At 71.9% G+C, this 24407-nt stretch carries 25 protein-coding genes; 5 read left to right on the top strand and 20 right to left on the bottom strand.

What is annotated here, in order from left to right; all coding sequences use genetic code 11:
- Positions 1-4: 4 nt before the first annotated feature.
- The 20 genes from AC5WS8_RS30070 to AC5WS8_RS29975 form a co-directional block, all read right to left on the bottom strand.
- Positions 5-745, bottom strand: coding sequence for an Rv1363c family protein (locus AC5WS8_RS30070; RefSeq protein WP_496106651.1), 741 nt, complete (start codon positions 743-745; stop codon positions 5-7).
- 30 nt (positions 746-775) lie between these two features.
- On the bottom strand, positions 776-1312 hold the full coding sequence (locus AC5WS8_RS30065; protein WP_496106650.1) for an Rv1363c family protein: 537 nt from the start codon (positions 1310-1312) through the stop codon (positions 776-778).
- Positions 1285-2559 carry an MCE family protein gene (locus AC5WS8_RS30060; protein WP_496106649.1) on the bottom strand — a complete coding sequence of 425 codons (1275 nt, stop codon included), beginning with the start codon at positions 2557-2559 and terminating at the stop codon, positions 1285-1287. The genes AC5WS8_RS30065 and AC5WS8_RS30060 overlap by 28 nt, the downstream gene beginning before the upstream one ends.
- A complete protein-coding gene (locus AC5WS8_RS30055; protein ID WP_496106648.1) occupies positions 2556-3851 on the bottom strand; it encodes an MCE family protein in 1296 nt (431 codons plus the stop codon). Before AC5WS8_RS30055 ends, AC5WS8_RS30060 begins: the two co-directional genes overlap by 4 nt.
- Positions 3848-4951, bottom strand: coding sequence for an MCE family protein (locus tag AC5WS8_RS30050; protein WP_496106689.1), 1104 nt, complete (start codon positions 4949-4951; stop codon positions 3848-3850). The genes AC5WS8_RS30055 and AC5WS8_RS30050 overlap by 4 nt, the downstream gene beginning before the upstream one ends.
- 20 nt (positions 4952-4971) lie before the next feature.
- A complete protein-coding gene (locus tag AC5WS8_RS30045; protein ID WP_496106688.1) occupies positions 4972-5952 on the bottom strand; it encodes an MCE family protein in 981 nt (326 codons plus the stop codon).
- A 257-nt stretch (positions 5953-6209) separates the two neighbouring features.
- On the bottom strand, positions 6210-7247 hold the full coding sequence (locus tag AC5WS8_RS30040) for an MCE family protein (protein WP_496106647.1): 1038 nt from the start codon (positions 7245-7247) through the stop codon (positions 6210-6212).
- Positions 7244-8494, bottom strand: coding sequence for an MCE family protein (locus tag AC5WS8_RS30035; RefSeq protein ID WP_496106646.1), 1251 nt, complete (start codon positions 8492-8494; stop codon positions 7244-7246). The genes AC5WS8_RS30040 and AC5WS8_RS30035 overlap by 4 nt, the downstream gene beginning before the upstream one ends.
- Before the next feature lie 4 nt (positions 8495-8498).
- On the bottom strand, positions 8499-9314 hold the full coding sequence (locus AC5WS8_RS30030; protein WP_496106645.1) for an MlaE family ABC transporter permease: 816 nt from the start codon (positions 9312-9314) through the stop codon (positions 8499-8501).
- A gap of 2 nt (positions 9315-9316) precedes the next feature.
- Positions 9317-10087 carry an MlaE family ABC transporter permease gene (locus AC5WS8_RS30025; RefSeq protein ID WP_496106644.1) on the bottom strand — a complete coding sequence of 257 codons (771 nt, stop codon included), beginning with the start codon at positions 10085-10087 and terminating at the stop codon, positions 9317-9319.
- Positions 10084-11010 (bottom strand): ABC transporter ATP-binding protein, encoded by a 927-nt coding sequence (locus tag AC5WS8_RS30020; RefSeq protein ID WP_496106643.1) that lies wholly within the window; start codon positions 11008-11010, stop codon positions 10084-10086. The genes AC5WS8_RS30025 and AC5WS8_RS30020 overlap by 4 nt, the downstream gene beginning before the upstream one ends.
- A gap of 159 nt (positions 11011-11169) precedes the next feature.
- On the bottom strand, positions 11170-12240 hold the full coding sequence (locus AC5WS8_RS30015) for an RNA polymerase sigma factor (protein WP_496106642.1): 1071 nt from the start codon (positions 12238-12240) through the stop codon (positions 11170-11172).
- A 115-nt stretch (positions 12241-12355) separates the two neighbouring features.
- On the bottom strand, positions 12356-13324 hold the full coding sequence (locus AC5WS8_RS30010) for a lytic transglycosylase domain-containing protein (RefSeq protein ID WP_496106641.1): 969 nt from the start codon (positions 13322-13324) through the stop codon (positions 12356-12358).
- A 171-nt stretch (positions 13325-13495) separates the two neighbouring features.
- Complete coding sequence (locus AC5WS8_RS30005) at positions 13496-14572, bottom strand: sodium:calcium antiporter (protein WP_496106640.1); 1077 nt, start codon at positions 14570-14572, stop codon at positions 13496-13498.
- Between the two features lie 7 nt (positions 14573-14579).
- Positions 14580-15908, bottom strand: a complete 1329-nt coding sequence (locus AC5WS8_RS30000) for a thiaminase II/PqqC family protein (protein ID WP_496106639.1) — start codon at positions 15906-15908, stop codon at positions 14580-14582.
- Between the two features lie 160 nt (positions 15909-16068).
- The gene (gene pqqB / locus AC5WS8_RS29995; protein WP_496106638.1) at positions 16069-16944 is read right to left on the bottom strand and encodes a pyrroloquinoline quinone biosynthesis protein PqqB; all 876 of its coding nucleotides are present in this window, start codon (positions 16942-16944) and stop codon (positions 16069-16071) included.
- Positions 16945-16992: 48 nt separating this feature from the next.
- Positions 16993-17118 carry a pyrroloquinoline quinone precursor peptide PqqA gene (pqqA, locus tag AC5WS8_RS29990; protein WP_496106637.1) on the bottom strand — a complete coding sequence of 42 codons (126 nt, stop codon included), beginning with the start codon at positions 17116-17118 and terminating at the stop codon, positions 16993-16995.
- Positions 17119-17191: 73 nt separating this feature from the next.
- Positions 17192-17647 (bottom strand): outer membrane protein assembly factor BamB family protein, encoded by a 456-nt coding sequence (locus AC5WS8_RS29985; RefSeq protein ID WP_496106636.1) that lies wholly within the window; start codon positions 17645-17647, stop codon positions 17192-17194.
- Positions 17648-17728: 81 nt separating this feature from the next.
- Positions 17729-18871 (bottom strand): outer membrane protein assembly factor BamB family protein, encoded by a 1143-nt coding sequence (locus AC5WS8_RS29980; RefSeq protein ID WP_496106635.1) that lies wholly within the window; start codon positions 18869-18871, stop codon positions 17729-17731.
- A gap of 54 nt (positions 18872-18925) precedes the next feature.
- Positions 18926-19375: an MSMEG_3727 family PQQ-associated protein gene (locus AC5WS8_RS29975; RefSeq protein WP_496106634.1), complete on the bottom strand. Its 450-nt coding sequence runs from the start codon at positions 19373-19375 to the stop codon at positions 18926-18928.
- Between the two features lie 341 nt (positions 19376-19716).
- Between AC5WS8_RS29975 and AC5WS8_RS29970 the strand changes: the two genes are divergently transcribed.
- The 5 genes from AC5WS8_RS29970 (at position 19717) to uraH (ending at position 24406) form a co-directional block, all read left to right on the top strand.
- A complete protein-coding gene (locus AC5WS8_RS29970; protein ID WP_496106633.1) occupies positions 19717-22665 on the top strand; it encodes a SpoIIE family protein phosphatase in 2949 nt (982 codons plus the stop codon).
- A gap of 105 nt (positions 22666-22770) precedes the next feature.
- The gene (locus AC5WS8_RS29965) at positions 22771-23019 is read left to right on the top strand and encodes a hypothetical protein (RefSeq protein ID WP_496106632.1); all 249 of its coding nucleotides are present in this window, start codon (positions 22771-22773) and stop codon (positions 23017-23019) included.
- Positions 23016-23384, top strand: a complete 369-nt coding sequence (locus tag AC5WS8_RS29960; RefSeq protein WP_496106631.1) for a helix-turn-helix domain-containing protein — start codon at positions 23016-23018, stop codon at positions 23382-23384. The genes AC5WS8_RS29965 and AC5WS8_RS29960 overlap by 4 nt, the downstream gene beginning before the upstream one ends.
- A 108-nt stretch (positions 23385-23492) precedes the next feature.
- On the top strand, positions 23493-24011 hold the full coding sequence (uraD, locus tag AC5WS8_RS29955) for a 2-oxo-4-hydroxy-4-carboxy-5-ureidoimidazoline decarboxylase (RefSeq protein ID WP_496106630.1): 519 nt from the start codon (positions 23493-23495) through the stop codon (positions 24009-24011).
- Positions 24008-24406, top strand: coding sequence for a hydroxyisourate hydrolase (gene uraH, locus AC5WS8_RS29950; RefSeq protein ID WP_496106629.1), 399 nt, complete (start codon positions 24008-24010; stop codon positions 24404-24406). The genes uraD and uraH overlap by 4 nt, the downstream gene beginning before the upstream one ends.
- The last annotated feature ends 1 nt before the right edge of the window (position 24407 follow it).

Below are 24407 nucleotides of genomic sequence, written 5' to 3'. Positions count from 1 at the left end.
GGGATCACAGGGCGTCGACGGCGCTCACCTTCCAGCCCGTGGAGGTGCGGGTGAGCGTCATGCGCACCCGGTTCAGATCCAGGCGCGATCCCGACACCTGGGTGCTCTGCGTGGACTGGTTGACGAACAGCAGGACGACCGCCTTGTCGGGTGCGGCCGACACCACGGAGGCCGCAGCCACCGTCGCCCTCACCACGCCGTGGTACTTCGCCGCCGTCGGACCGACCACCGTCTTCGTGGTCTTCAGGTACTGGTCGCGGAAGGCACCGGTCAGAAGGCCACGGGCCCGGGCGAAGTCCTGGTCGAGGTGCCGGTAGTCGTACGACAGCACGACCGGCGCGGCCGTCCGGGCAGCCGTCAGCGCCTCCCCCCGCGCCTGGTCCGCCCGCCGGTCCTCCCGGTACCGCCATCCGAGTACGGCGACGGCTGCCAGGCCCGCCACGAGCACGACGCACAGCGCCGCGGTCAGCAGCCTGCGTCCGCGCGCGGGCCCCGGCGCGGGCTGCCCGGGCTCCTCCTCGACGGTCGGCTCGGGCGGGTCGTCCCAGCCGTCGGGTGGTTCGATCAGTACAGTGCGCGAGGCGCTCCGGTCCTCGCGGTCCTCGCGGTCCTCGCGGTCCTCGCGGTCCTCGGGAACCTCGCTTTCCGACCGTGCGGAGCGCTTGGCCGCCGCGCGTGCGGCCGCGGTCAGGGCGCGCCGGGTGGGGGCCCCCGCGCCGCGGGCTTTGGTGGTCGGGTTCGCCACGGTCTGTCTCCTCAACTGTGCTGGCGTGGGTCAGCCCACGAACTCGACGTCGGAGGTCAGCCAGCGCCCGTGCTCGCGCACGAGGTCGAGCTGCAGCCGGTAGGTGCGGGCCTGTCCCTCGGGCGCGGCGGTGTTGGTCACCTTGCTGTCGGCGACCACCAGGACCCGGGCCGAGCCGGCGTCGGAACGGACGATGCCCGCCTCGAGGACCTGTCCCTCGGACACCGACTTGTTCTGGGCGACGAGCTTGGTCAACTCCGCGGTCTGCGCGGCGAACTCCTTCTTGAACTCCCCGGTCGCCCCCTTCAGCACGTTCCCGCTGTCCCGGTCGTAGTGCCGGTAGTCGAGCGAGGTGAAGTTCAGCGCCGACTGGCGGGCCGCCGCCAGGATGTCCTGCCGGCGCTGGTCGGCCGTGTGCCGGTCGGCGAGGCTCAGGCCCAGCCAGACGGACAGCACGGTCGTCAGCACGGTGGCGGCCACGAGCCCCGCGGAGAGCAACCGCGAGCGTTCCCACCTCGTGACGTGGAGGCGTCCCCATCTCATGACATCGGTCCGACCAGCAGCCATTGCCACGACTCCTTTCCGAAGACGGTCTGTTCGCCGCCCGCCGAGCCGATCTCGACGGGCGTCCCGTCCGGGCCGGTCGCGGTGCCGGTCTCCGGGTCGTACGGGGTGACGTACGCGGTCCGGTTCGCGCCGCCCGAACCGGAGGACGCGCCCGGCGCGTTCTGCGCGCCGCGCACCGAGGTGGCGCTGCCGCGCGGCGCCGTGCAGTGGGCGCCGGTGTTCGCCCGGCGCGCCGAGGTGTCCGAGGGGTCGCGCCGCCGGGTTCCGTAGCCCTGGGTGCAGGCGGGCGGGTCGTTCGCGTTCACGGTGAGCCCGAAGTGGGTGGTGCCGTCGCCGGGGATGACGGTGTAGCTGCCCGCGACCACCACCGGGAGGGTGACGAGGGCCTGCTCCACCCCGGGCAGCCGGGCCACGGTGACCTGGCCGCCGCTGATCAGGTTGGCCAGCAGGACCGGCAGGGTCGGACGGGTGGACCGCAGCAGGGAGTCCACCTGCTGCGCGGCGGGCGCCGCGTCGCCGACGACCCGGCGCAGGTCCCCGTCGCTCGCCTTCAACTGCGCGGTGAGCGCGGCCAGATCGCGGGAGAACGACTTGATCGCCGATCCCTTGTCGGCCTGCGTCTTGAGCACCTTCCGCGAGTTCTCGATCAGCGACACCGTCTGCGGGAGCGAGCCGGACGCCGACTCGACCAGCTGGTTGCCGGAGTCCACCAGACGGCTCAGGTTCGGTCCGGTGCCGGCGAACGCCTTGCCCAGCTCGTCGACGGTGGTGCGCAGATCGTCCTTGCCGACGGAGTTCACCAGCCGGTCCAGTCCGAGGACGAGGTCGGTGACCGGCAGCGGCGTCCGGGTGCGGCTGCGCGGGATCGGGCTGCCGTCCATCAGGTACGGACCGCCGGAGCGCCGGGGTTGCAGATCGACGTACTGCTCGCCCACCGCCGACCGGTCCGCGACCACCGCCAGGGTGTCGTCCGGGATTCTCGGGGCGCCGTCCTTGATGTCCAGGGCCACCGTCACCCCCGAGCCGTTCAGCCGCAGGGCGCCCACCCGGCCCACCGGCACCCCGCGGTAGGTGACCTCGGCGCCGCTGAAGATGCCGCCCGAATCCGCGAAGTCGGCGGTGACCGTGTAGCCCCGGCCGAGCAGATCGTCCACCAGGCCGGTGTACTCGGCGCCGACGTACGACACCCCGACGGCGGTGACCGCGGCGAAGGCGAGCAACTGGGCCTTGACCAGACGGGTGATCACGGCTGTATCCCCTTCAGCATCAGCTCGGCGAGCGCGAGGTCGATCCCCGGCGGCAGACGGCGCGCCCCGCCGGACGTGCCGTAGCTCGCGGTGCACACGGGCGGGCACAGCACACCGCCGCCGCCCGTGGGCCCGGAGGGGGTGGCCGTCGGCTTCGGCACCTTCGGCAGGCCGGGGGCGCCGGGCAGCGCGGTGGGCACCGGCACCGGCACGCTCGGCAGGCCGGGAAGGGAGGGCGTCGGAACCGGCTGCTTCCCGGACCCGCCGCTCCTGCCACCCTTGCCGGGCTGATCGGCGAGGTTGCCGTACAGGTCCGCGAGGTCGAGGTCGGCGGTGATCCTCAGATTGACGTAGTCGCCCTTGACGGCGCCGACCACGTTGCGCGGGAACGGGTACGTCGTCAGCAGCTCAAGGGAGTTCGGCAGGTCGTCGCCCGCCTTGTCCACCTGTTGCAGGATCGGCTGGAGCTCCTTCAGGTCGGCGACGGTGTCGTCCCGGGAGGCGCGCACGACCCTGGTGCCGGCCGTGCCGAGCTTCGACAGCGCGGTGAGCATCTTGGTCAGGTCGCGGCGCTGGTCGGCCAGGACCTTCAGAGCGGGCGGGATCGTGTCGACGGCCTGGGCGATCGTCTCCTTCTCCGTCCCGAGCCGTTGGGACAGCCGGTCGATGCCGTTGAGCGCGCGGACGATCTGGGAGCGCTGCCGGTCCAGGCCGCCGAGGAAGGCGTCGAGCTGCTTGAGCAGTGACCGGACGCGTGTCTCGCGGCCGTCCAGGGCCTTGTTCAGCTCCACGGTGATCGTCTTGAGCTGGGCCACGCCGCCGCCGTTGAGGAGCGCGGACAGCGCGGACAGCACCTCCTCGATCTCCGGGTTGCGGCCGCTGCGGGACAGCGGGATCACGGCGCCGTCGCGGAGCCGGCCCACGGACGCGGTACCGGTCGGTGCGGACAGCGCGACGTACTTCTCGCCGAGCATGCTGGTCTGCGCGATGTCGGCGACCGCGTTGGCGGGCAGCTTCACCGAGTCGGCCACCCGCAGCCGCACCCGTGCGTGCCAGCCGTCCAGTTCGACCTTCTCGACGGCGCCGACGGTGACGTCGTCGACCTTGACCGCCGACTGCGGCACCAGATCGAGGACGTCCCGGAACTCCACCGTGACGTGGTAGGCGTGGCCGTCGGAGGCGGCGCCGCCCGGCAGCGGGATGTCGTACCAGCCGTTGAACCCGCATCCGGACAGCAGCAGCGAACCGGCCGCCGTCCACGCGGCCCCCCGGCCCGTGCGCCGCGCGTTCATGCCGCACCCCCGAGGATTCCGCCGAGGGTCCGGTCGACCGGGCCCGCGCCCGCGGGCGCGGCGGGAAGCTCGGGCAGCGAGTCGAAGAGCTTGCGCAGCTGTGCGCAGTCCGGGTTCCCGCCGCCCTCGTCCCCGGTGGTCTTCAGCAGGGAACACAGCAGGGACGCCGGATCCTGCGGGGTCTGCGCGTTGTTGCGGGTGTCGAGGGTGCCGGCGGACGGGTTGTAGGCGTTCTGCAGGTTCGACAGGCCGGTGGGGGCGACGTCCAGGAGTTCCCGTAGCGCGGCCCGCTGGGTGACCAGGACCTGAGTGACCTTGCTGAGTCCCGCGACGTCCGAGGTCAGTGCAGCCTTGTTGTGCTTCACGAAGTCGGACACCTCACCGAGCGCCGTCCCCAGGTACTTCAGCGCCGCCGCCAGGTCCGCGCGCTCCCCGGCGAGCTGCCCTGCCACCTCGGCCAGGTTGTCGTCGAACGACCGCACGCTCTGGTCGTCGGCCGCCAGCGCCGCCGTGAACACCTGCAGGTTGCGTACGGTGCCGAACAGGTCGCCCCGTCCGTCGGACAGCGTGGTGACCGCCTGGGAGAGGTCCTCGACGGCCTGGTTGAGGTTCGTGCCCTGGCCCTTGAGGTTCTCCGCGCTCACCCCGAGCAGCCGCGACAGCGAGCCGTCCTTGTTGGCGCCCTTCGGGCCGAGTGCCTCGGCCGTGGTGTGCAGGCTGTCGAAGATCCGGTCCAGCTCGACGGGGACGGCGGTGCGCGACTCGGGGATGACGGCACCGTCCGCCAGCACCGGGCCCTTGCGGTACACCGGCAGCAGCTGCACGTAACGGTCGCTGACGACGGAGGAGTTGATGATCGCGGCCCGGGCGCCGGCGGGGACCTTCCGCCCCGCGTCGTACTCCAGGTCCACCCGCACCCGGTCGCCCTGCGGCGTGATCTTCTCGACCTCGCCGATGCGGACGCCGAGGACGCGGACGTCGGAACCGGGGTAGATGCCGACGGTGCGCGGGAAGTACGCCGTGACGCGGACCGTGCCCGGGCGCGGCCAGAGCACGACGGCGAGGACGGCGACGACGGCGAGGGCGGTCAGCAGGGCCAGGGACCTTCTCAGGCGTGTTCTCACCGGGAGCCTCCCGTGCGCGGCGCCACCGGGGCGGCGACCAGGTTCTGGACGTAGGAGTCGAACCAGCGGCCGTTGCCGAGGGTGTCGGTGAACAGCCGGACGTAGGGCGCGAGCAGGTTGACGCTGCGGTCCAGGCTCGCCTGGTTGCGCTGCAGCATCCGGACGAACCTGTTGAGGTTCGCCAGCGCGGGCCCGATCTCCTTCCGGTTGTCGTCGACCAGGCCCGACAGTTCGATGCCCAGCGCCGCCGACGTCTTGAGAAGTGTGTGGATCGCCGCGCGCCGTTCGCTGATCTCCTGGAAGAGCCTGTCGCCGTCCTTCACCAGCGCGGAGAAGTCCTTCGTGTGCTCGGCGAGCACCCCGGTGACCCCGTTCGCGTGCTTCAGGAGGTCGCCCAGGGCCTGGTCGCGTGAGGCGATCGTCCGGGAGATCCTGGACAGCCCCTGGACGGAGGCCCTGACCTCGGCCGGGGAGTCCTGGAAGGTGGTGGAGATGGTGTCCAGGGCCCTCGCCAGCCGCTTGGTGTCCACCTTCTCCGTCGTGGTGGTCAGATCGCTGAACGCCTGCACGACGTCGTACGCCGACACCGTCCGCCCGATCGGGATCTCGCCGCCCGGCTTCAGCCGGCCGGGCCCCTTCGGGTACAGCGCCAGGTACTTGGCGCCCAGGATCGTCTTCACCCGGATCGCGGCGGTCGTCGCGGTGCCCATCGCCGGGTCGCCCTTGACCTTGAACGTCACCTTCACGTGGTCGCCGTCGAGGTCGACGCCCTCGACCTTGCCCACCTTGACACCGGCGATCCGCACATCGTCGCCCGGCTTCAGTCCGCCCGCCTCGGAGAAGGCCGCGTCGTACGTCCGGCCGTCGCCGATCAGCGGCAGGCTGTCGGCGTTGAACGCGGCGAGGGTCAGCAGGGCGAGGACGGTGAGGCCCACGGCACCGACCACGACGGGGTTGCGCTCACGGAACGGCTTCAGGCGGGGACGCCGCAGCCGGATCGCCGGCAGCCTCGGCGGCAGGACGTGCACCTTCACCAGGGGTTCCCGGCCCCCGCTCCGACGCGGCAGCGGACGGGGCCTCGGCAGCCTCGGCGGCAGGACGCGCACCCTGACGAGATGTTCCGGGCGGTTCGGCCTGCGGGGCGGCAGCCGGACCGTCGGCGGCTTGGGGGGCAGGACCCGCACCTTCACCAGGGGCTCGGGGCGCCGGGGCCTTCGGGGCGTGGCGGGTGTCCTCATGCGCCGCACCTCGCCTGCGCCACATGGAAGTCGGGGGTGATGACCTGCTTCGTCTTCGGCAGCACGATCCGCCCGTCGAAGTCGCAGAGGTAGAAGTTGAACCACGAGCCGTACGACGCCGTCCCCGTCAGCGCGTTCAGCTTGTTCGGCAGCCGCTGCAGCACACCCTCCACCGTCTTCTCGTTCCTGTTCAGCGTTCCGGTGAGCCGGTCCAGCCCGGCGATGTCGTCCTTCAGCGGGGGACGCGCGTCCCGCAGCAGCCCCGAGGTGGCCTCGGTGAGGTCGCCGATGCCCACCAGCGAGTCCCCGATGGGCTTGCGGTCGGCGGACAGCCCGGAGATCACCCGCCGCAGCTGTGTGATCAGCCCGGAGAAGCGCGCGCCCCGCTTGTCGAGCGTGTCCAGCACGGTGTTGAGGTTGTCGATCACGGAGCCGATCAGCTGGTCCCGGTCGGCGAGGGTCGTGGTGAGCGACGCCGTGTGCGCGAGCATGCTGTTCACGGTGGAGCCCTCGCCCTGCAGGGTCTGGATGATCTCCGTGGCGAGCTGGTTGACGTCGTCCGGGCTGAGCGCGGCGAACAGCGGCTTGAAGCCGTTCAGCAGCGCGTTGAGGTCCAGTGCCGGCTGGGTCCGGGACAGCGGAATGGTGCCGCCGGGCCGAAGCCGGGTGCCGTCGCCCGCACCCTCGGTCAGCGCGACGTACCGCTGACCGACCAGGTTCCGGTAGCGGACGACCGCGTGGGTGCTGGTGAGCAACGGACGGTCCGCCTCCACGGTGAAGGTGACCTCGGCCAGCGTCCGGTCCTTGATCCGGATGCCCTCGACCTGGCCGACCCGCACCCCGGCCACCCGGATGTCGTCGCCGTTCTCCAGGCCGGTGACGTCGCTGAACACCGCGTGGTAGGTGTCCTTGGGAGTGAGGGAGACGCCCACGACGGTGGCCGCGAGCAGGGCCGTCGCCGCGATGGTGACCAGCGCGAACAGGCCGAACTTGATCAGCGGTGCCGCGGTCTGCCGGGCTCCTGACGTCCTCATGCCACGCTCACCGCCGTTCCGCGGGCCAGCGGCCCGAACAGCAGGGTCGCGACGGGCGGCACCTGATCGGCGGGCACGCCCATGACGGGGGCCACGAGCGAGCCGACGGCCCGCTGTTCGGCCCGGGTGGCGGACACGTCGGTACCTCCGGGAAGAGCGCCGCCGTCCGAACCGCCGGACGACGTGCCGTCGTTGAGCTTGGGTTTCGGCCCGGGCACCGGCGGATCGGGCAGGCCCCGGCAGTCGGGCCCCGACCGGTCCGCGTAGCGCGGCTCCTCGCCGGGGCTGTACGCGCCCTGCGGACGGACGACTTCGAGGGTGATCCGCATCTCGCCGCCCCGGAACGCGTCCTCGGACGCCTGCTCCTGGTGCACCAGGCCCTTCAACAGGCAGGGGTACTCGGGGGAGTAGCGGGCGAAGAGGTCCAGCGTGGGACGGGAGACCCGGCCGAGGGTGATCAGCCGGTCGCCGTTCTCGTCGAAGAAGTCCCGTCCGGTGCCCGCGACGGTCGCGGTGGTGCGGAGCGCCGCGGCGAGCTGGTCCCTCTTCTCGACGAGGGTGCGGCTGGTGGTCACGGTGTTGCGCAGGATCGCCATCAGATCGGGTGCCGCGTCCCCGTACACCTGGGCGACGTCCGCGAGACGCGAGATGTCCTGCTGCAGGGACGGCAGATGGGGGTTCAGGCGGCGCAGATACGCCTCCACCCGGGTCAGGTTGTCACCGATCCGGTCACCCCGGCCCTCCAGTGCCGTGGCGAACGCCGAGAGCGTGGCGTCGAGTTCGCCGGGCCGGATGGTGCGCAGCAGCGGCAGCAGGTCGTTCATCAGCTGCTGCAGCTCGATCCCGACCTTCGTGCGGTCCTGGGTGATGACGTCGCCGGCGCGGATGGGCCGAGCCGTGGAACGGGCGGACGGCACCAGGTCGACGTACTTCTCGCCGAACAGCGTCTTGGGCAGCAGCCGGGCGTGCACGTCGGACGGGATGAACGACACGTACTGCGGCTTGAGGGCGAGGTCGAGCGTCGCCTTCGTGCCGTCCGCGTGCACCGCCCTCACCTCACCCACCAGCAGCCCGCGCAGCTTGACGTCGGCGCGCGGCTCCAGCTGGTTGCCGAGGCTGCCGGCCTGCAGCGTCACCCGCACCACGGAGGTGAACGCCTGCTGGTAGACCGCCACCGCGAGGGACAGCAGCAGCGCCAGCACGGCGATGAACGCGACGCCGTACGCTCTCAGTCTCAGTGCTCGCACCGGCTCACCCCGCGATCCGTACGGTCGTGTTGGCGCCCCAGATGGCGAGGCTGAGGAAGAAGTCCAGGACGTTGATCGCCACGATGGAGGTGCGCACCGCACGGCCCACCGCGACCCCGACCCCGGCCGGTCCGCCGCTCGCGTGGTAGCCGTAGTAGCAGTGCACCAGGACGATCAGCACGGCGAAGACGATCACCTTGCCGAACGACCAGAACACGTCCACGGGCGGCAGGTACTGGTGGAAGTAGTGGTCGTACGTGCCCGTCGACTGCCCGTAGTAGCCGGTCGTGATGGTGCGGGCCGCCAGGTACGACGACAGCAGCCCGATCACGTACAGCGGGATCACGGCGACGAACCCGGCGATCATCCGGGTCGTCATCAGGAAGGGCAGTGAGGGCACGCCCATCACCTCGAGCGCGTCGGTCTCCTCGCTGATCCGCATCGCGCCGAGCTGCGCCGTGAAGCCCGCGCCGACCGTCGCCGACAGGGCGAGCCCGGCCACCAGCGGGGCGATCTCCCGGGTGTTGAAGTACGCCGACAGGAACGCCACGAAGTTGGAGGTGCCGAGCTGGTTGAGGGCGGCATAGCCCTGCAGGCCCACCTCGGTGCCGGTGAAGAACGACATGAAGGCGATCACCCCGACCGTGCCGCCGACGACGGCGAGCGCGCCCCGGCCGAAGCTCACCTCGGCGAGCAGCCGCAGGATCTCCTTCTTGTAGCGGCGCAGGGTGCGGCCCGTCCATGCCAGGGAGCGGCCGTAGAAGGAGAGTTGGGTGCCCAGGTCCTCCAGGGAACGCAGGGGGCGTTGGAAAAGCCGCATCGCTAACCCCTCTGCGGGACGACCTGGAAGTACACCGCGGTCATCACGAAGTTCGTCACGAACAGCAACATGAAGGTGATCACCACCGACTGGTTGACGGCGTCCCCGACGCCCTTCGGGCCGCCTTTCGCGTTGAGCCCCTTGTAGGAGGCGACGATCGCGGCGATCGCCCCGAACACCAGCGCCTTCACCTCGGCCGCCCACAGGTCGGAGAGCTGGGCGAGGGTGGTGAAGGACGCCAGGTAGGCGCCCGGTGTGCCGTTCTGGAGGACGACGTTGAAGAAGTAGCCGCCGGCGACACCGACGACCGACACCAGGCCGTTGAGCAGGACGGCGACCACCATGGAGGCCAGCACCCGGGGCACGACGAGCCGGTGGATCGGGTCGATGCCGAGCACCTGCATCGCGTCGATCTCCTCACGGATCTTGCGCGCCCCGAGGTCCGCGCAGATCGCGGTGCCGCCCGCGCCCGCGATCAGCAGCGCGGTGACGATCGGCGACGCCTCGCGCAGCACCGCCAGCACGGAGGCCGCACCGGAGAACGACTGCGCGCCGAGCTGCCGCGTCAGGCTGCCGATCTGCAGGGCGATGACCGCCCCGAAGGGGATCGACACGAGTGCCGTGGGCAGAATGGTGACGCTCGCGACGAACCACGCCTGCTGGATGAACTCCCGCCCCTGGAACGGCCGTCGGGGCAGCGTCCGCGCGACGTCCAGGGCCAGCGCGAACAGGTTGCCCGAGTGGCGCAGCGGCGCGGTGGGGGACAGGCTCATGCGTCGGCCGCCTCCTTCCGGTTCAGTGCGGCCTCACGCCTGGCGATGGCCTCCCAGCGGGGCGGGCGGGCGATGCCCGGGCCCGGCAGCAGCCGGGGAGTCAGCTCCTGGGGGGTGCTGTCGCCCAGTTGGGCCAGCTCCTGCTCCACCTGGGCGGCGTCCTTCTCCTCCGCCATGCCGATGGGCCCCTGCATCCGGCCGTTGAGGAACTGGCGCACCACCGGCTCGTCGCTGGTCAGCAGCTCCTCCCGCGGCCCGAACATCACCAGTTCGCGCCGGAACAGCAGCCCGATGTTGTCGGGGACCTGGCGGGCCGAGGCGATGTCGTGGGTGACGATGAGGAACGTGGCGCCGGTCTGCGCGTTGAGGTCGACGATGAGCTGGTTGAGATAGGCCACGCGCACCGGGTCCAGACCCGAGTCCGGCTCGTCGAACAGGATGATCTCCGGGTCGAGCACCAGCGCCCGGGCGAGTCCGGCCCGCTTGCGCATACCGCCGGAGATCTCACCGGGCAGCTTCCCCTCGGCGCCGAGCAGGCCGACCATGTCCATCTTCTCCAGCACGATCCGCCGGATCTCGGCCTCGGACCTGCGGGTGTGCTCGCGCAGCGGGAAGGCGATGTTGTCGTAGAGGTTCATCGAGCCGAACAGCGCGCCGTCCTGGAACAGCACGCCGAACAGCTTCCGGACCTCGTACAGCTCGTGCTCGCGCAGCCTGGTGATGTCCCGGCCCGCGACCTGGACCGAGCCGCGGTCGGGTCTGAGCAGCCCGACGAGTGTCTTGAGGAACACGGACTTGCCCGTCCCCGAGGGGCCGAGCATCACCGAGACCTCCCCGGCGGGCAGCGTCAGCGAGACGTCCTGCCAGATGACCTGGTGCCCGAAGGACTTGGTCAGCCCCTCCACACAGATCTCGACACCCATCCGCGCTCCACCCTTCGCCCGCGTGAGCAGCTCCGACATCTGCTCTACGGCCGGGGGCGGGGGGTCCGTCGCTCGGAAGCGGAGGTTTTTTCGGACGTGTGGACGGGGCCTGCCGGAAGCCTCCGTGGGCGGGACCCACGGCAGCGGCGTCGACGACCGCTACGGCAGCGTCACGGAAGGCGTGCTCGGGGCGGGCACGGTCAGCGAGGCCGACGGTACGGGGGGAGTGCCCGGCATCGACGGAAGCGACGGCGCGTCGGAGGGGACGGGCAGCTCCGGCACCGTGGGCACCGCGGACACGCCGGGTACCCCGGGCGCCGGCAACCCCGGAAGCGGGGCCGACGAGACCTCCGGCAGGGACGGCACGGACAGGGGCAGCGGTGCGTTCGTGCCCGGTGTGCGGGCCGTCTCCGGGCCGGTCGGCGTCGTGTGCGCGGCTGACGCGGCTGTGCGCGTCCCTGGCGTACCGAGCCGGTCCGTGCTGTCGGTGCTGCCCGTGCGGAGGACCTCGGCGCTCTGCGACACGGCCGGGTGCGGGACCGGCGTGTCGGTGGCGCCCCCGCCCAGCGCCTGTGGGAGGACGAATCCCGCCACCACCAGCGTGGCCGCCGTCGAGGTGACCGCCACCACCTGTGCCTTCCCGGCCCCGGCTCCGCGCGGCCGCCCGCGCCCGATCAGGAACAGTGCGACGCCGAGCGTCCCGGCCAGCGACGCGCGCAGCGTCCGCCGGGCCCGCGCCAGCAGCGACTCGACGGTCCGGTAGCTCAGGCCCATCCGCACGGCGACCTGGCCCACGTCCAGGTCCTCGGACTTCAGCCGCAGGGCCTCCGCCTGGCGTGCCGGCAGCTCCCCGCTGCGCACGGCCAGCCACCGGGCCTCGGCCCGGTCGCACACCGCCTCGTCGACGGGCACCGGACCCGGTGTGAGGAGCGTGGGGCTGGTGCGCACCCAGGCCTCCCGGTTGACCTGGCGGTACCGGTCCACGCACAGCCGCATGGTCACCGTGGTCAGCCAGGCGACGAGGCGCTCGTCGTCGAGGTCCGGGCGCTCCGCGGCACGCAGCATCGCCTCGTGCACCGCGTCCTCGGCGTCCTCCATGCTCATCGACCGGCGCCGAGCCACTTTCAGCAGGTGCTCCCGGTGGCTCCACATACGCTTCCACCGGTCCTGGGCCGCCTGCGTCTCCGCATCCCCGGCCGCCCCTGTCTCGGCAGGCATGTCCGTCGCCATGAGGGCCCCTTCGCGCTCACCCGCCGGTCCTGTGCACCCGGCGGGTGGCGACATTACCGCCCGGTATCCGCGGTTGGGGAGGGGGCGGAGCCCATCGTGTCCGCACCGTTGCTGGTCAGCGGCCCCCCACTGGCAGCAGCCCCGAGCCGGGCAGCCCGATGCTCGGGATGGGCACGGGCAGTGACGGCGCGTCCGTCGGCTGCGGCGCGCCCGGCTCGGGGCTGGACGACGGGGTGGGGGAGGGCCGGGACACCGTGGCCGACGGGGCCGGGGACGGTGCCGAGCCCGGGCCGTGGCCCGACGGCTTCGGCGAGGGGTGCGCCGCGGTGCCCTTCCGGGACGGCTTCGGGCCGTGCGGCGCGGCGGCGCCCCCGGGCAGGTCCGGCACCACCCGGTACCCCTGCAGAAAGTACGCGTACCAGGCCCTGACCGTCCGCAGATACTCCTGGGAGTCGTTGTAGCCCAGGATCGCCCGGTCCAGTTGCGCGGGGTCCGACAGGTCCCGGCCGCCCGCGCACAGGTAGCGGCCCGCGGCGAGCGCCGCGTCGAAGACGTTGTCCGGGTCGTCCCGCCCGTCGCCGTTGCCGTCCGCGCCCCACCGGGCCCAGGTGGAGGGGATGAACTGCATCGGCCCGACCGCGCGGTCGTACACCGGGTCCCCGTCGTAGGCGCCCCCGTCGGTGTCGCGTACGACGGCGTAGGGGCCACCGGCCAGCCGCGGTCCCAGGATCGGCGTCACCGTCGTACCGTCCGCCCGCACCCGGCCACCCTCCGCCTGCCCGGACTCCACCTGCCCGATCGCGGCCAGCAGCTGCCGGCGCAGATGGCATCCGGGTGCGGTGCGCGCCAGCTCCGCCTCGGCGCGCCGGTAGGCGGCGAACACCGTCGCGGGCAACGCCCCGCCCACCACCGACCGGCCGCCCCGGGGGTCCGGCTTCCCGGCGCGCAGCGGTGGCAGCTCGGTGCGGTACGGGGCGTCGCCGGAGACGCTCGGCCCGTGCCCGGCGGGGGCGTCCGGCCGCGCGGGCTCCGAGGCCCGGGCCGCCACCGCGCCCGGCGCCTGCGAAGCGGTGAGTGCCGCCATGACCGCCGCCGCGACCGCGGTCCCCCTGACCCCCCTGAACGCACCTCCGAACGCATGCCTGAACACTCGCCCTGCCACAGAGCACTCCCCTCCCGGTACGGATCCCTTCCTCTGCTCTACGCGGCAGGGGGGCGCGTCCGTCGCGGGAGGCGGGGACGGCACCCGGCGCCGTCAGGATGTATCGGCTGGGATCATCCCGAATCCGGTGAAACTCACGACCCAGTACAGGACATACAGAGCGAGCAGCACGACACCGTGCCGGCGTCTGAGCCGCCCGGTCGAGACGGCATACGCTCCGACCCCGTTCACCACGAGCAGCGCGGGCAGGTGCCAGGTCAGGACGTTCCGGTCGATGACCACGCTGCCCGCCAGCAGCACGATGCCCAGCTTGCCCGTGACCGAGAAGACGACGCTTCCGATGACGTTGCCGATCCCGATCTCCGGTGCCCCCTTCCGGGCCGGCTCCACGGTGAGGAACACGTCCTCGACGGTCAGCACCGCCGTCACGACGGTCGCGCCGAAGACGGTTCCCTCGAGCCCGTACGTCCGCAGGATGCCCCTGGTGCCGATGCCGGTGACCGCGGAGCCGGCGACGAGGCCCGCCAGGGCGAGCACGGCGAGGCAGAGCCCCCTCCAGCCGGACCGTTCACGCACCCGGGCCGGCAGTCCGCCACCCGGCGGTGCCCCCGTACCGGTCCGCCGCGCCGCGACCGCGCAGGCGTCGGCCTCCCGCCGGACCGGTGCGGCGGCCCCGGGGCCCCGGGCGGGGGAGTACGCCTCGTACAGCTCCGCGTCCCGGAAGACCGGCGTGTCGTCCCGTGACTCCCGGACCGCCACATAGGCGAGGAACAGGGCGAACAGCCCGAGGAGCGCGACACCGTCCAGCGCGGCGAGCGGCGCGGTCAGCGCGCACACGACCGTCACCAGGGGAGCGCAGGCGAAGATCAGGACGTAGTCGCGCGGAACGGTGACCCGGGTGGGCGTGAGGATCGCCGCGAGGGCCAGCACGACTCCCGTCATGGACAGCGCGGTGCCGATCACCACGCCCAGGGCCACCCCGCCGAGGTCCTCCAGGTTGAGCGCGACACCGAGGAAGATGTCGTCGAACTCGATGCCCGTGAAGACGACGGAGACCAGGAACAGGGAGATGTGGAAGCCGCTCGCGATCCCCACGAGCCGGCGGATCAGCTGCTCGGCGCTGAACACCAGCAGGGCCGCCCCGGCGGCGAACAGCAGGACCGAGGGCACGGCGGACTCACCCCCGACGGCCCGGATGCGGCCGGGGCGCGAGGACGTGCTCGCGTCGACCGGCCCTCTCGTCGGCGGCCCGTACCGCCGCGGTCACGAGCCCGTGGTCGGGGGACAGGTGGCACACCGGGTCGGTGCGGGCGGCGTCGCCGGTGAGCAGGAACGCCTGGCAGCGGCACCCGCCGAAGTCGACCTCGCGGCGCGGGCACCCGCGGCAGGGCTCCGGCATCCAGTCCGTGCCGCGGAAGCGCCGGAACAGCGGTGAGCTCTCCCAGATCCATGCCAGGGAGTGCTCGCGCACACGGGCGCGGGGCAGCGGCAGCGCGTGCGCGGGCGGGCAGGGCAGCACGTCCCCGTTCGGGACCACGGTGAGCTGCCGTCGGCCCCAGCCGCCCATGCAGGGCTTCGGGTACCGGTCGTGGTAGTCGGGGACGACGTAGACGATCTCCATCCGGCCCCCGAGGCGTTCGCGTGCCGCCCGCACCACCGGCTCGGCGCGCTCGAGCTGGGCCGTGCCGGGCAGCAGCGCCTCCCTGTTGCGCCAGGCCCAGCCGTAGTACTGCGTGTTGGCCAGCTCGAGGCGATCGGCGTCCAGTTCCTCGGCGAGGGCGAGGATCCGGTCGACGCGGTCGATGTTGTGCCGGTGGAGCACCACGTTGATCGTCAGGGGCCAGCCCAGCTGCTTCACCAGCCGTGCCGCGGCCGTCTTGCGGGCGAAGGACGGCGCCTGGGCGATGCGGTCGGACAGCACCGGCTCGTCGGCCTGGACGCTGATCTGCACATGGTCCAGGCCCGCGCCCCGCAGCTGTTCGGCACGGCGGGGGGTCAGGCCGACCGCACTGGTGAGGACGTCGCACTTGAAGGACAGGGCGGCCAGGGCGCCCGCCCGCTCCACCGGGCTCCCGCAGTACGCGGTCACCACCTCCAGGGCGTGCTCGGCGTCGCGGGGGGCCTGGGTGAGGCGGGACCGGAAGTAGGCGAGCCCCGCGCCGTCGATCCACGGATAGTGGCGTTCGAACGCGGCGAGCCGTTCGGCCATCAGGTCCGGCGCGAACAGCTCGGTCAGTGAGGACGCCACCGCCTCGGTCCACGGCCTGGTGCGGGCGAAGGTGACGTAGGCGTCGACGGCGAACCGCACCCCGGGCACGACGTGCCGCTCGTCCAGCATCTCCTCCCGGGGCAGCCCCAGCGCCTCGCCCAGACGCAGCCAGGCCTCGATGCCGCCTTCACCGTCCGTCGTGCCGTCCTGCTCGACGATGCGCAGGATCCAGCGGCGGCGCACCTCGCGATGGGGGCAGTTGGCGAGGATCGCGGCGTCCTTGCGGGGCAGGTTCACCTGGTAGTGGAAGCGGTTGGCCGCCCATGCCGCAGCTGCCGACGGGACAGGGCGCCCTCGTTCATCGCCCGGTGGAAGGGATGCCGGTCGTGGTAGCGGCGGGACTGCGCGCGCAGCGCCGCCAGGAATGCGTCGGTTTCCGTCGCCGTCGCCATGGTCCTCAGATCCACAGGTCCAGCCCGTCCACGGCGACCTCCATGCCGTGGCGCTCGACGGCGCGCCGCTCGGGCGAGTCCTCGAGCAGGACGGGGTTGGTGTTGTTCAGATGGGTGTAGATCGTGCGCTCGACGGAGAGCGGGGACAGCAGCTGGAGGCTGCCGCCGGGCCCGGCGATGGGCAGGTGGCCCATCTGGCGCGCGGTCCGGCGCCCCCTGCCGAGCCGGATCACCTCGTCGTCGTCCCAGCAAGTGCCGTCGACCAGCAGGCAGGCGCAGCCCGCGAGCCGGTCGCGCACCTCCGGGGTGAGCTCCTGCACGCAGGGCAGGTACACGAGCACCCGGCCGCTGCGCTCGTCGGTCAGGCGGTAGCCGACGATCCGCCCCTGCTCGCCCCAGTCGCAGCAGAAGCGTGCCTTCTTCGTCGTGGGGACGTCGAACGCCCGGTACGACAGCCCGTCCGTGAGCCGGACGTCGGTCTCCGGCTCGACCGGGTGCCAGGTGACCGGGCAGTAGGCGATGAGTGTGCGCAGCAGGGAGGTGCCGTCGTACAGGGTGTCGTGCACCGCCTTGGTGGCGTGCAGCTCGATGCCGTCCGCCTCCCGGAGCAGCAGCAGACCCAGTGTGTGGTCGAGTTCGGCGTCGGTGAGCACGACCACCGGCGGGGCGGTGGAGCGCAGGGCGGGGAACGCCTCGATCTGCGCCCGGATGTCCGGAGAGGCGTTGAACAGGAACCAGCCCTGCCCGTCCGGGCTCACGGCGATCGACGACTGGGTGCGCGCACGGCACGGCCGGGAACCGTCCCGTACCGCACGGCAGGACGCGCAGGCGCAGTTCCACTGCGGGAAACCGCCCCCGGCCGCCGATCCCAGCACCCGCACCCACACGTCGATCCGCCGTCCTCCCGGTGTCCGGCCGCCGCACGGCCGTCATTCCGCGTCGAGTTCCCACACGCCCATGTAGGCGGTCACCTCTGCGGACACGCTGATCTCCTCGAACACGGGCGTCTCCCACGCGTCCGGGCAGGCCTGGTCGATGACGCCGTCCCGGTCCATGGCTCTCACCTCCTCCCGTGTGTCCCGCGCTTCCCTGACGGCTTCGGTCGCCGGCACGGGCGGGGGCCGTGCGCTACTGCGGAAGTGCGAAGGCGAACACCGCGTCGCCGTGCGAGGCACCGAGCATCGCGGGGACGATGCCCTCGATCCAGCTGCCCCAGCCGACCGGCACGGCTATGAACTGCCTTCCGTCGACGCTGTAGGTCGTGGGACTGCTGTGGTGGCCGCTTCCGGTCTGGAACTCCCACAGCGGCTCGCCGGTGCGCGCGTGGAACGCGGTGAACTCGCCGGACGGCCTGCCGACGAACACCAGGTCCCCCGCCGTGGCCAGCGCCGAGGCGCTCATCGGCGTCTCGTTGCGCCACCTCCACACCTCTTCGCCCGTGGCGGCGGAGATGGCCTTCACGAAGCCCTGCATGTCGTCGGCGTCCACCGTGACGCTCGCGCCCCAGTAGGGGATGCTCTCCTTGAACTCCCGGTGGCGCAGGGTGACCTCGGAGCCGACGTCCTGGACCGGTACGTAGAACATCTCGGTGCGCGGGCTGTAGGCCGCGTGCGTCCACTCCTTCGCCCCGGCCGGACCCGGCCAGAAGTGGACCGGCTCGCCCTCCTACTCGGGGAACACCTTGGGCGTCACATCGCCGTCGCCGTCGATCTCGCCCCAGGTGATGCGTTCGCCGAAGGGGGTGATCCGGACCCGTTCACCGTTCCTGCGGTCGAGCGTGAAGAGGTATCCGTTCTTGTCGAAGTGGGCCAGCAGCTTCTGCCCGTCGAGGTCGTAGAGGATGCACTCCATGTTGCTGTCGTAGTCCCACAGGTCGTGCGGGGTGCACTGGTAGTGCCAGCGGATCTCGCCGTTGTCCGGATCAAGGGCGATGACGCTGTCGGTGTAGAGGTTGTCGCCCTCACGGACGGCCCCGTCGAAGTCGGGTGCCGGATTGCCGGTTCCCCAGTAGACGAGATTCAGCTCCGGGTCGTAGGTGCCCGTGACCCAGGCGTTGCCGCCGCCGCGCGCCCAGGCCGGCCCGTCCGGCCAGGTGTCCGATCCGGGCTCGCCGGGCCTGGGCACCGTGTAGGTGCGCCAGGCGCGCTCTCCGGTCTCCAGGTAGTAGGCGTCGAGGTGACCGCGCACCCCGAACTCTCCGCCGGAGCTGCCCACGATGATCTTGTCTTTCACGACGAGGGGAGCGACCGTGGCGCTCTCGGCGGCCCGTACGTCACCGTTCGTCGTGTCCCAGACGAGCTCGCCCGAGACGGCGTCGAGCGCGATCACATGGGCGTTCAGCGTGGTGGCGAAGACCTTCCCGTGGGCGACCGCGACCCCGCGGTTGACGTTGCCGCAGCAGAGGGAGACGTCGAAGGGGATCGCGTGCTTGTACTGCCACAGTTGCCGCCCCGTCCGTGCGTCGACGGCCCAGACCCAACCGTCCCAGCCCGAGAGGTACATGACCCCGTCCACGACGATGGGAGCGGCCTCGAAGGCGTAGGTCGACTGGCCCGCGTGGAAGCCGGACGAGCCGAACTGGAACACCCAGGCGGGAGTGAGGTGTCTGACGGTCTCGGTGTTGATCTGGTCCAGCGGACTGTACCGCTGCCCGTCGTAGGCGCCGTAGTAGGTGAGCCAGTTCTGCGGCTCCGAGCGCGCCCGGAGAATGCGTTCGTAGGTCACGTCCTGTGCCACCGGCGGCGCGGTGCCGACCATGGTGCTCAATGCGGCGAAATCGACGGCAGGCGGCGCGTCGAGGTACTCCATGGGATCCTCCTTGCCGGCCCGGCGGTCATCGGGCGGCTTGTTCCACGGCGGCTCCTACGGCCGTGGCTGTTCCGGGCGGTCGAGACGTGCCTCCTGCGGAACATCCCCCAGCACGGCGATCACCCCGACGAGGCCGCGCCCCTCGTCGTTGCCGACGTTGGATCCGAACCAGTAGTAACCCGGTCCGTCCAGGTTGAGCACGGTCTTCCCCCGCGAGTACACCGGAAGCCACATCCATTTGCTGTCGCCGTTGCTCGGCAGGAGCGCGCAGTGGGTGTTCGTGTCGTCGTTGAAAAGCTCGATCTCCAGGTCGCCCCCATGGGGCATGACGACGATGGAGGGCTCCCACATCAGCTCGTCGGGGGGAATCCGCACGTGGGCGTGCAGTCGGCCGTCGGGTCCCTCCTCGGCCCGTCCGAGGCCCCCGTGGGCGAGGAGCCGACCCAGTGTCGCCTTGTTCTGCCCGTACAGCTCCGGCAGTTCCTGCTCGGCTCTGGTCGTCATCGGCCCGGCCTCCCGTGAGTGTCGGATTCGAGCACCAGGTCCGGGTAACCGGCGACGTACGGCACAAAACTCCCACAGCGTATTCGGTGGAAAGTCTGGTAATTATTGCGAATTCCGTTCCGGAGGCGCATCATATGCACGGCGAATTTCGTATCGGTGTGCGCCGTCGAGTCGCCTGCCGTCGACTCGGTGGGAACCGGTCGTGCCGTCTCGGGGTGTGGGTCTCCCGCTCGGCGCTGTGGCCGATCAGCTCGATATGCCCTGCATATACCCCTTATGCCGCTCACGTTTTTGATGTTGTGATTGGCGGCATAATGGACCTAAGCTGAAGGGCTGGGAGCATGCCCTCCGTGAGGGAAGTGAGCGCGGTGTCCGTCGCCTGGGACGACATCGGCGGTCTCGTCGATGCACATGAGCGTTTTCTGGCCGGTGCACGAGTCGACACGGACGTCCGGCTCTCGGTGCTCGAATCCTGGCAGCGGTGCAGGTCCGAAGGGGTCCAGCCGCACCGCCTCCTGGTGCCCTACGCCGCCGAACTGGCACTGGACGACCGGCTTCTGCGCGCGGCGGACCCCGTCCTGAAGGATCTGACCGCGTCACTGGCCAACGTGAGCATGGCGATCGCGTTCTGCGACGCGCGGGCCCACATGGTCCAGCGGCACGGCGGTGACCGGCAGCTGCGCGAGCGTCTCGACGCGGTGAACTTCGCCCCCGGCTTCGACGCCTCGGAGCGGGCCGCGGGCACCAACGGCGTCGGTACCGCACTGGCCGGCCGCAGCCCGATCTATGTCGTCGGCCGTGAGCACTTCGCCGACTGCCTGCAGCCGTTCGCCTGCGCGGGCTCGCCCATCCGCGACCCGCTCAGCGGGCGGATCGAGGCCGTCCTCGACCTCACCTGCCTGCGCGAGGACGGCGACCCCGCCATGCTGCGGCTGGTGCGGCAGGCCGCCCGCGACATCGAGGGCCGGCTGCTGGAACAGGCCACGGACCGGGAGCGGGCACTGCTCGCCGCCTACGAGCGGGCCTGCCACGACTCGGGCGGCGCCCTCGACTGGCCGCGGCAACCCCAGCACATGGGTGACGGGCTCGGCTTCAACGGCAACGCCCTCACCCGCACGGACCTCGCCGTGCTGCGGGAGAAGGCGGAGGAACTGATCGCCTCGCCGCAGCGCACCCTCGACGAAGTGGCCCTGTCCGGTGGGCGCGTCGCCACGCTGCTGCGCCGCCAGGTCAGGGGAGCGGCCGGTGAGACCGGCGTGGTCGTGGAGGCCCGCGTCGCCGGGGGGCCGCACCTGCGCCATGTCGAACTCGCCCCGCCGGTCGAGCCGCTCGCACCGCCGCGGGCCGCAGTGCCCACCTTGATCACCGCACCGCCGATCACCGCACCGGCGCCCTCGCCCGCGCCCCCGGAACCGGACGGAACCCCGCCGGTCGTCCTGCGCGCCGTCGCACCACCGCCCCCGGTCCCCGCCGTCACGACGCCGGCATCACCCGTGGCCCCCCAGTCCCGCACCCGGCCCGAGACGACCGCGGACGACGGCGACACGGGCGCGGACGGCTGGCTGCTGCTCGTCGGCGAGCCCGGCGTCGGCCGACTGGCGGTTCTGGCCCGCAAGCGCCTGGAGCTGCTGCACGACGCCAGCGTGCGCATCGGCACCACCCTGGACGTCACCCGCACCGCGGAGGAACTGGCGGAGGTGACCGTCCCCCGGTTCGCCGACCTGTCGGTGATCGATCTGCCCGACTCCGTGCTGCTCGGCGAGGAGCCGGGGTCGCTCGGCAGTCAGATTCCGCTGCGCCGGGTCGCGCTCGGCAGCGTCCGCCGGGAACTGCCCGTGTACGGCATCGGAGACCTCGTCCGGTACGTGCCCTCCACCCCGCAGGTCCGCTGCCTGGAGACCGGGCAGTCCGTGCTCGAACCCGTCCTGTCCGAAGCCGACGGCTGGATCGCCCAGGACCCGGCGCGGTTCGGGCGGGCGCTGACGAAGGGCATCCACTCCCTGATCACCGTACCCCTGCGGGCCCGCGGCACGATCCTCGGCGTGGTGAGCTTCTACCGTTCCGAGAAGCCCACCCCCTTCGAGGACGACGACCTGTCCCTCGCCCAGGAACTGGCCGCCCGCGCGGCGATCTCCATCGACAACGCCCGCCGCTACACGCGCGAGCACAACACCGCCCTCGCCCTGCAGCGCAGCCTGCTGCCCCGGGGCCGGCCCGAGCAGAACGCCGTCGAGGTCGCCTACCGCTACCAGCCCGCCCAGGCGGGGGTCGGCGGCGACTGGTTCGACGTCATCCCGCTGTCCGGCGCCCGGGTGGCCCTGGTGGTCGGCGACGTCGTCGGGCACGGACTGCACGCCGCGGCCACCATGGGCCGGCTGCGCACGGCCGTGCACAACTTCTGCTCCCTGGACCTTCCGCCCGACGAGCTCCTCACCCACCTCGACGACCTGGTCGGACGCCTGGACCGGGGCGAGGGCTGGGCCGTGGAGCCCACCTACCCGGACGCCGGAATCGTCGGAGCCACCTGTCTGTACGCCGTCTACGACCCGGTGTCCCGGCGGTGCACCCTCACCCGGGCCGGCCACCCGGTCCCCGCGGTCGTCTGCCCCGACGGCAGCGTGGACTTCGTCGACCTGCCGTCGGGACCGCCGCTCGGGCTCGGCGGGACGCCGTTCGAGACGGTGGAGCTGGAGCTGGCCGAGGGCAGCCAACTGGTGCTGTACACCGACGGTCTGATCGAGGACCGGATCCGGGACATCGACACGAGCCTGAACAAGCTCCGCAGTGTCCTCGCCTGCCCGGGCCGGGCGCCGGAGGACACCTGCGAGGCCGTCCTCGACGCACTGCTCCCGTCCCGGCCGAGCGACGACGTGGCCCTGCTCGTCGCCCGGACGCACGCGCTCGGCCCGGAGCGGGTCGCCGAGTGGGAGCTGCCCAGCGATCCGGCGGTGGTCTCCCGCGCGCGTGAGGCGGTCACCGGCCAGATGTCCGCCTGGGGTCTGGACGAACTCGGCTACACCACCGAGCTGGTCGCCAGCGAGCTGGTCACCAACGCCATCCGGCACGCCAGCGGCCCCGTCCAGCTGCGCCTGCTGAGGGACCGCGCGCTGATCTGCGAGGTCTCCGACGGCAGCAGCACCTCGCCGCGGCTGCGGCGTGCCCGCACCGAGGACGAGGGCGGGCGAGGCCTGTTCCTCGTCGCGCAGCTCACCGAACGCTGGGGCACCCGCTACACCACCGACGGCAAGATCATCTGGACGGAACAGTCCCTGGAAGAGCCTGTGCCCTGACCGCCGTCCGCGGTGGCCCCGGTTCCGTTAGAGTCGCTGCCGGGCATGCCCCCGCAGTGGGCGGTCCTGGGAAAGACGCAGGTCACGTCGGTTTCTGGGGGCAGTATGCGTTTGAGAGTGGAGTTCACGACCGAACCCTTCGACCTCGATGAGGCGCCCGCGCACGCGCTGGTCGCCCGCGACGTCGTCGGGGCCGCCGATCTGGACGCCGTGGACGTCGGCCCGTTCGGCAACACCGCGGAGGGCGGCGCCGACGCCGTGCTCACCGCCGTCGACACGCTCCTGCGCAGGACCCTTGAGGCCGGTGCCACCCGGATCTCGCTGCAGGTCAACGTGATCGGGGAGGACAGGTGACCGGCACCGGGGACGAGCCGTTCATCACGGCCGTGAAACCGCTGGTCGACGCGATAGGGGGTGAGATGCTGCCCCCGGACCAGGCCGGCCCCGACGACGTGGTGCTCGCCTGGCAGGGCGCCGGTGTCGTCGCCGTGCGTCTGCCGCAGCTCGCCGACTCGCTCGATCACATCCTGGCCGCCATGGAGCGCAAGCGCGGCAAGCCCCTGTCCGACCTGGACCGGAAGGCCAAGCAGGAGGTCGTACGGACCCTGGAGGCGCGCGGCGCCTTCTCCGTGCGCCACGGAGTGGAGACCGTGGCGAGCGCGCTCGGCGTCAGCCGGTTCACCGTCTACAACTACCTCAACCGGGAGAAGGAGTCCTGAGGGCCACGCCCCGCTTGTTACCCGGAATTTTCAACAAACTGTTGACCTCGCTCGGCCCCAGGGCGTTAGCTGTTCGCACCCGTCCAGGACCAAGGCCACGGAGGCACCGTGACGTCACCACCCACGCCACCGGGCCTCGCCCGCTTCAACGGCCTGGACGAGTCCGCGGCCCTCGCCGCCCTCCACGAGGTGTGCACGTCCACGACGTGGGCCGGGCGACTGCTCTCCGGGCGCCCCTACGCCACCGCCGAGGACCTCCGCTCCGCGAACGACGCCGCCATGGCGGAGCTGACCACGACGGATCTCCGGGAGGCGCTGGCAGGGCACCCGCCGATCGGCCGTCCCAAGCCGGGTGACGCCGCCTCGGCACGGGAGCAGCGGGGCATGGCCGGCGCCCCCGAGGAGCTCCAGGCGGAAATGCTCGAGCTGAACCTGGCCTACCAGGAGAAGTTCGGCCATGTGTTCCTGATCTGCGCCACGGGGAAGTCCGGTGAGCAGATGCGGGACGCGGTCAGGGAGCGGATCGGCAACGCGCCGGAGCAGGAACGGGAGATCGTCCGCACCGAACTGGGCAAGATCAACCGCATCCGGCTGGCACGCATCGTCGAAGAGGGCGACACCGCATGAGCACCCGCACCACCGCCTCCGTCTCCACGCACATCCTGGACACCAGCATCGGCCGTCCCGCCGCGGGCGTGGCCGTCCGCCTCTCCGCCCGCCCGGGCCGCCACGCGGACTGGCAGGCGCTCGGCGGCGGCGCGACCGACGCGGACGGCCGGTGCGGGGACCTTCCGGCCCTGCCGCAGGAGACCACCCACGTACGACTCGCCTTCGAGGTGGAGCCGTACTTCGAGAAGAACCGAGCCGATGTGCAGCAGGACGCCCCCGCGAACCGGGACAGCGGTGCCGAAGGAGCGTTCTTCCCGGAGGTGACGGTCACCTTCGCCGTCGTGCCGGGCGAGCACTACCACGTACCGCTGCTGCTCAACCCGTTCGGCTACTCCGTTTACCGAGGGAGCTAGC

The sequence above is a fragment of the Streptomyces sp. PTL18 genome (assembly GCF_059510295.1).
The sequence above is the reverse complement of the archived record's forward strand: the minus strand, read 5'-3'. Positions and strand labels throughout refer to the sequence as shown.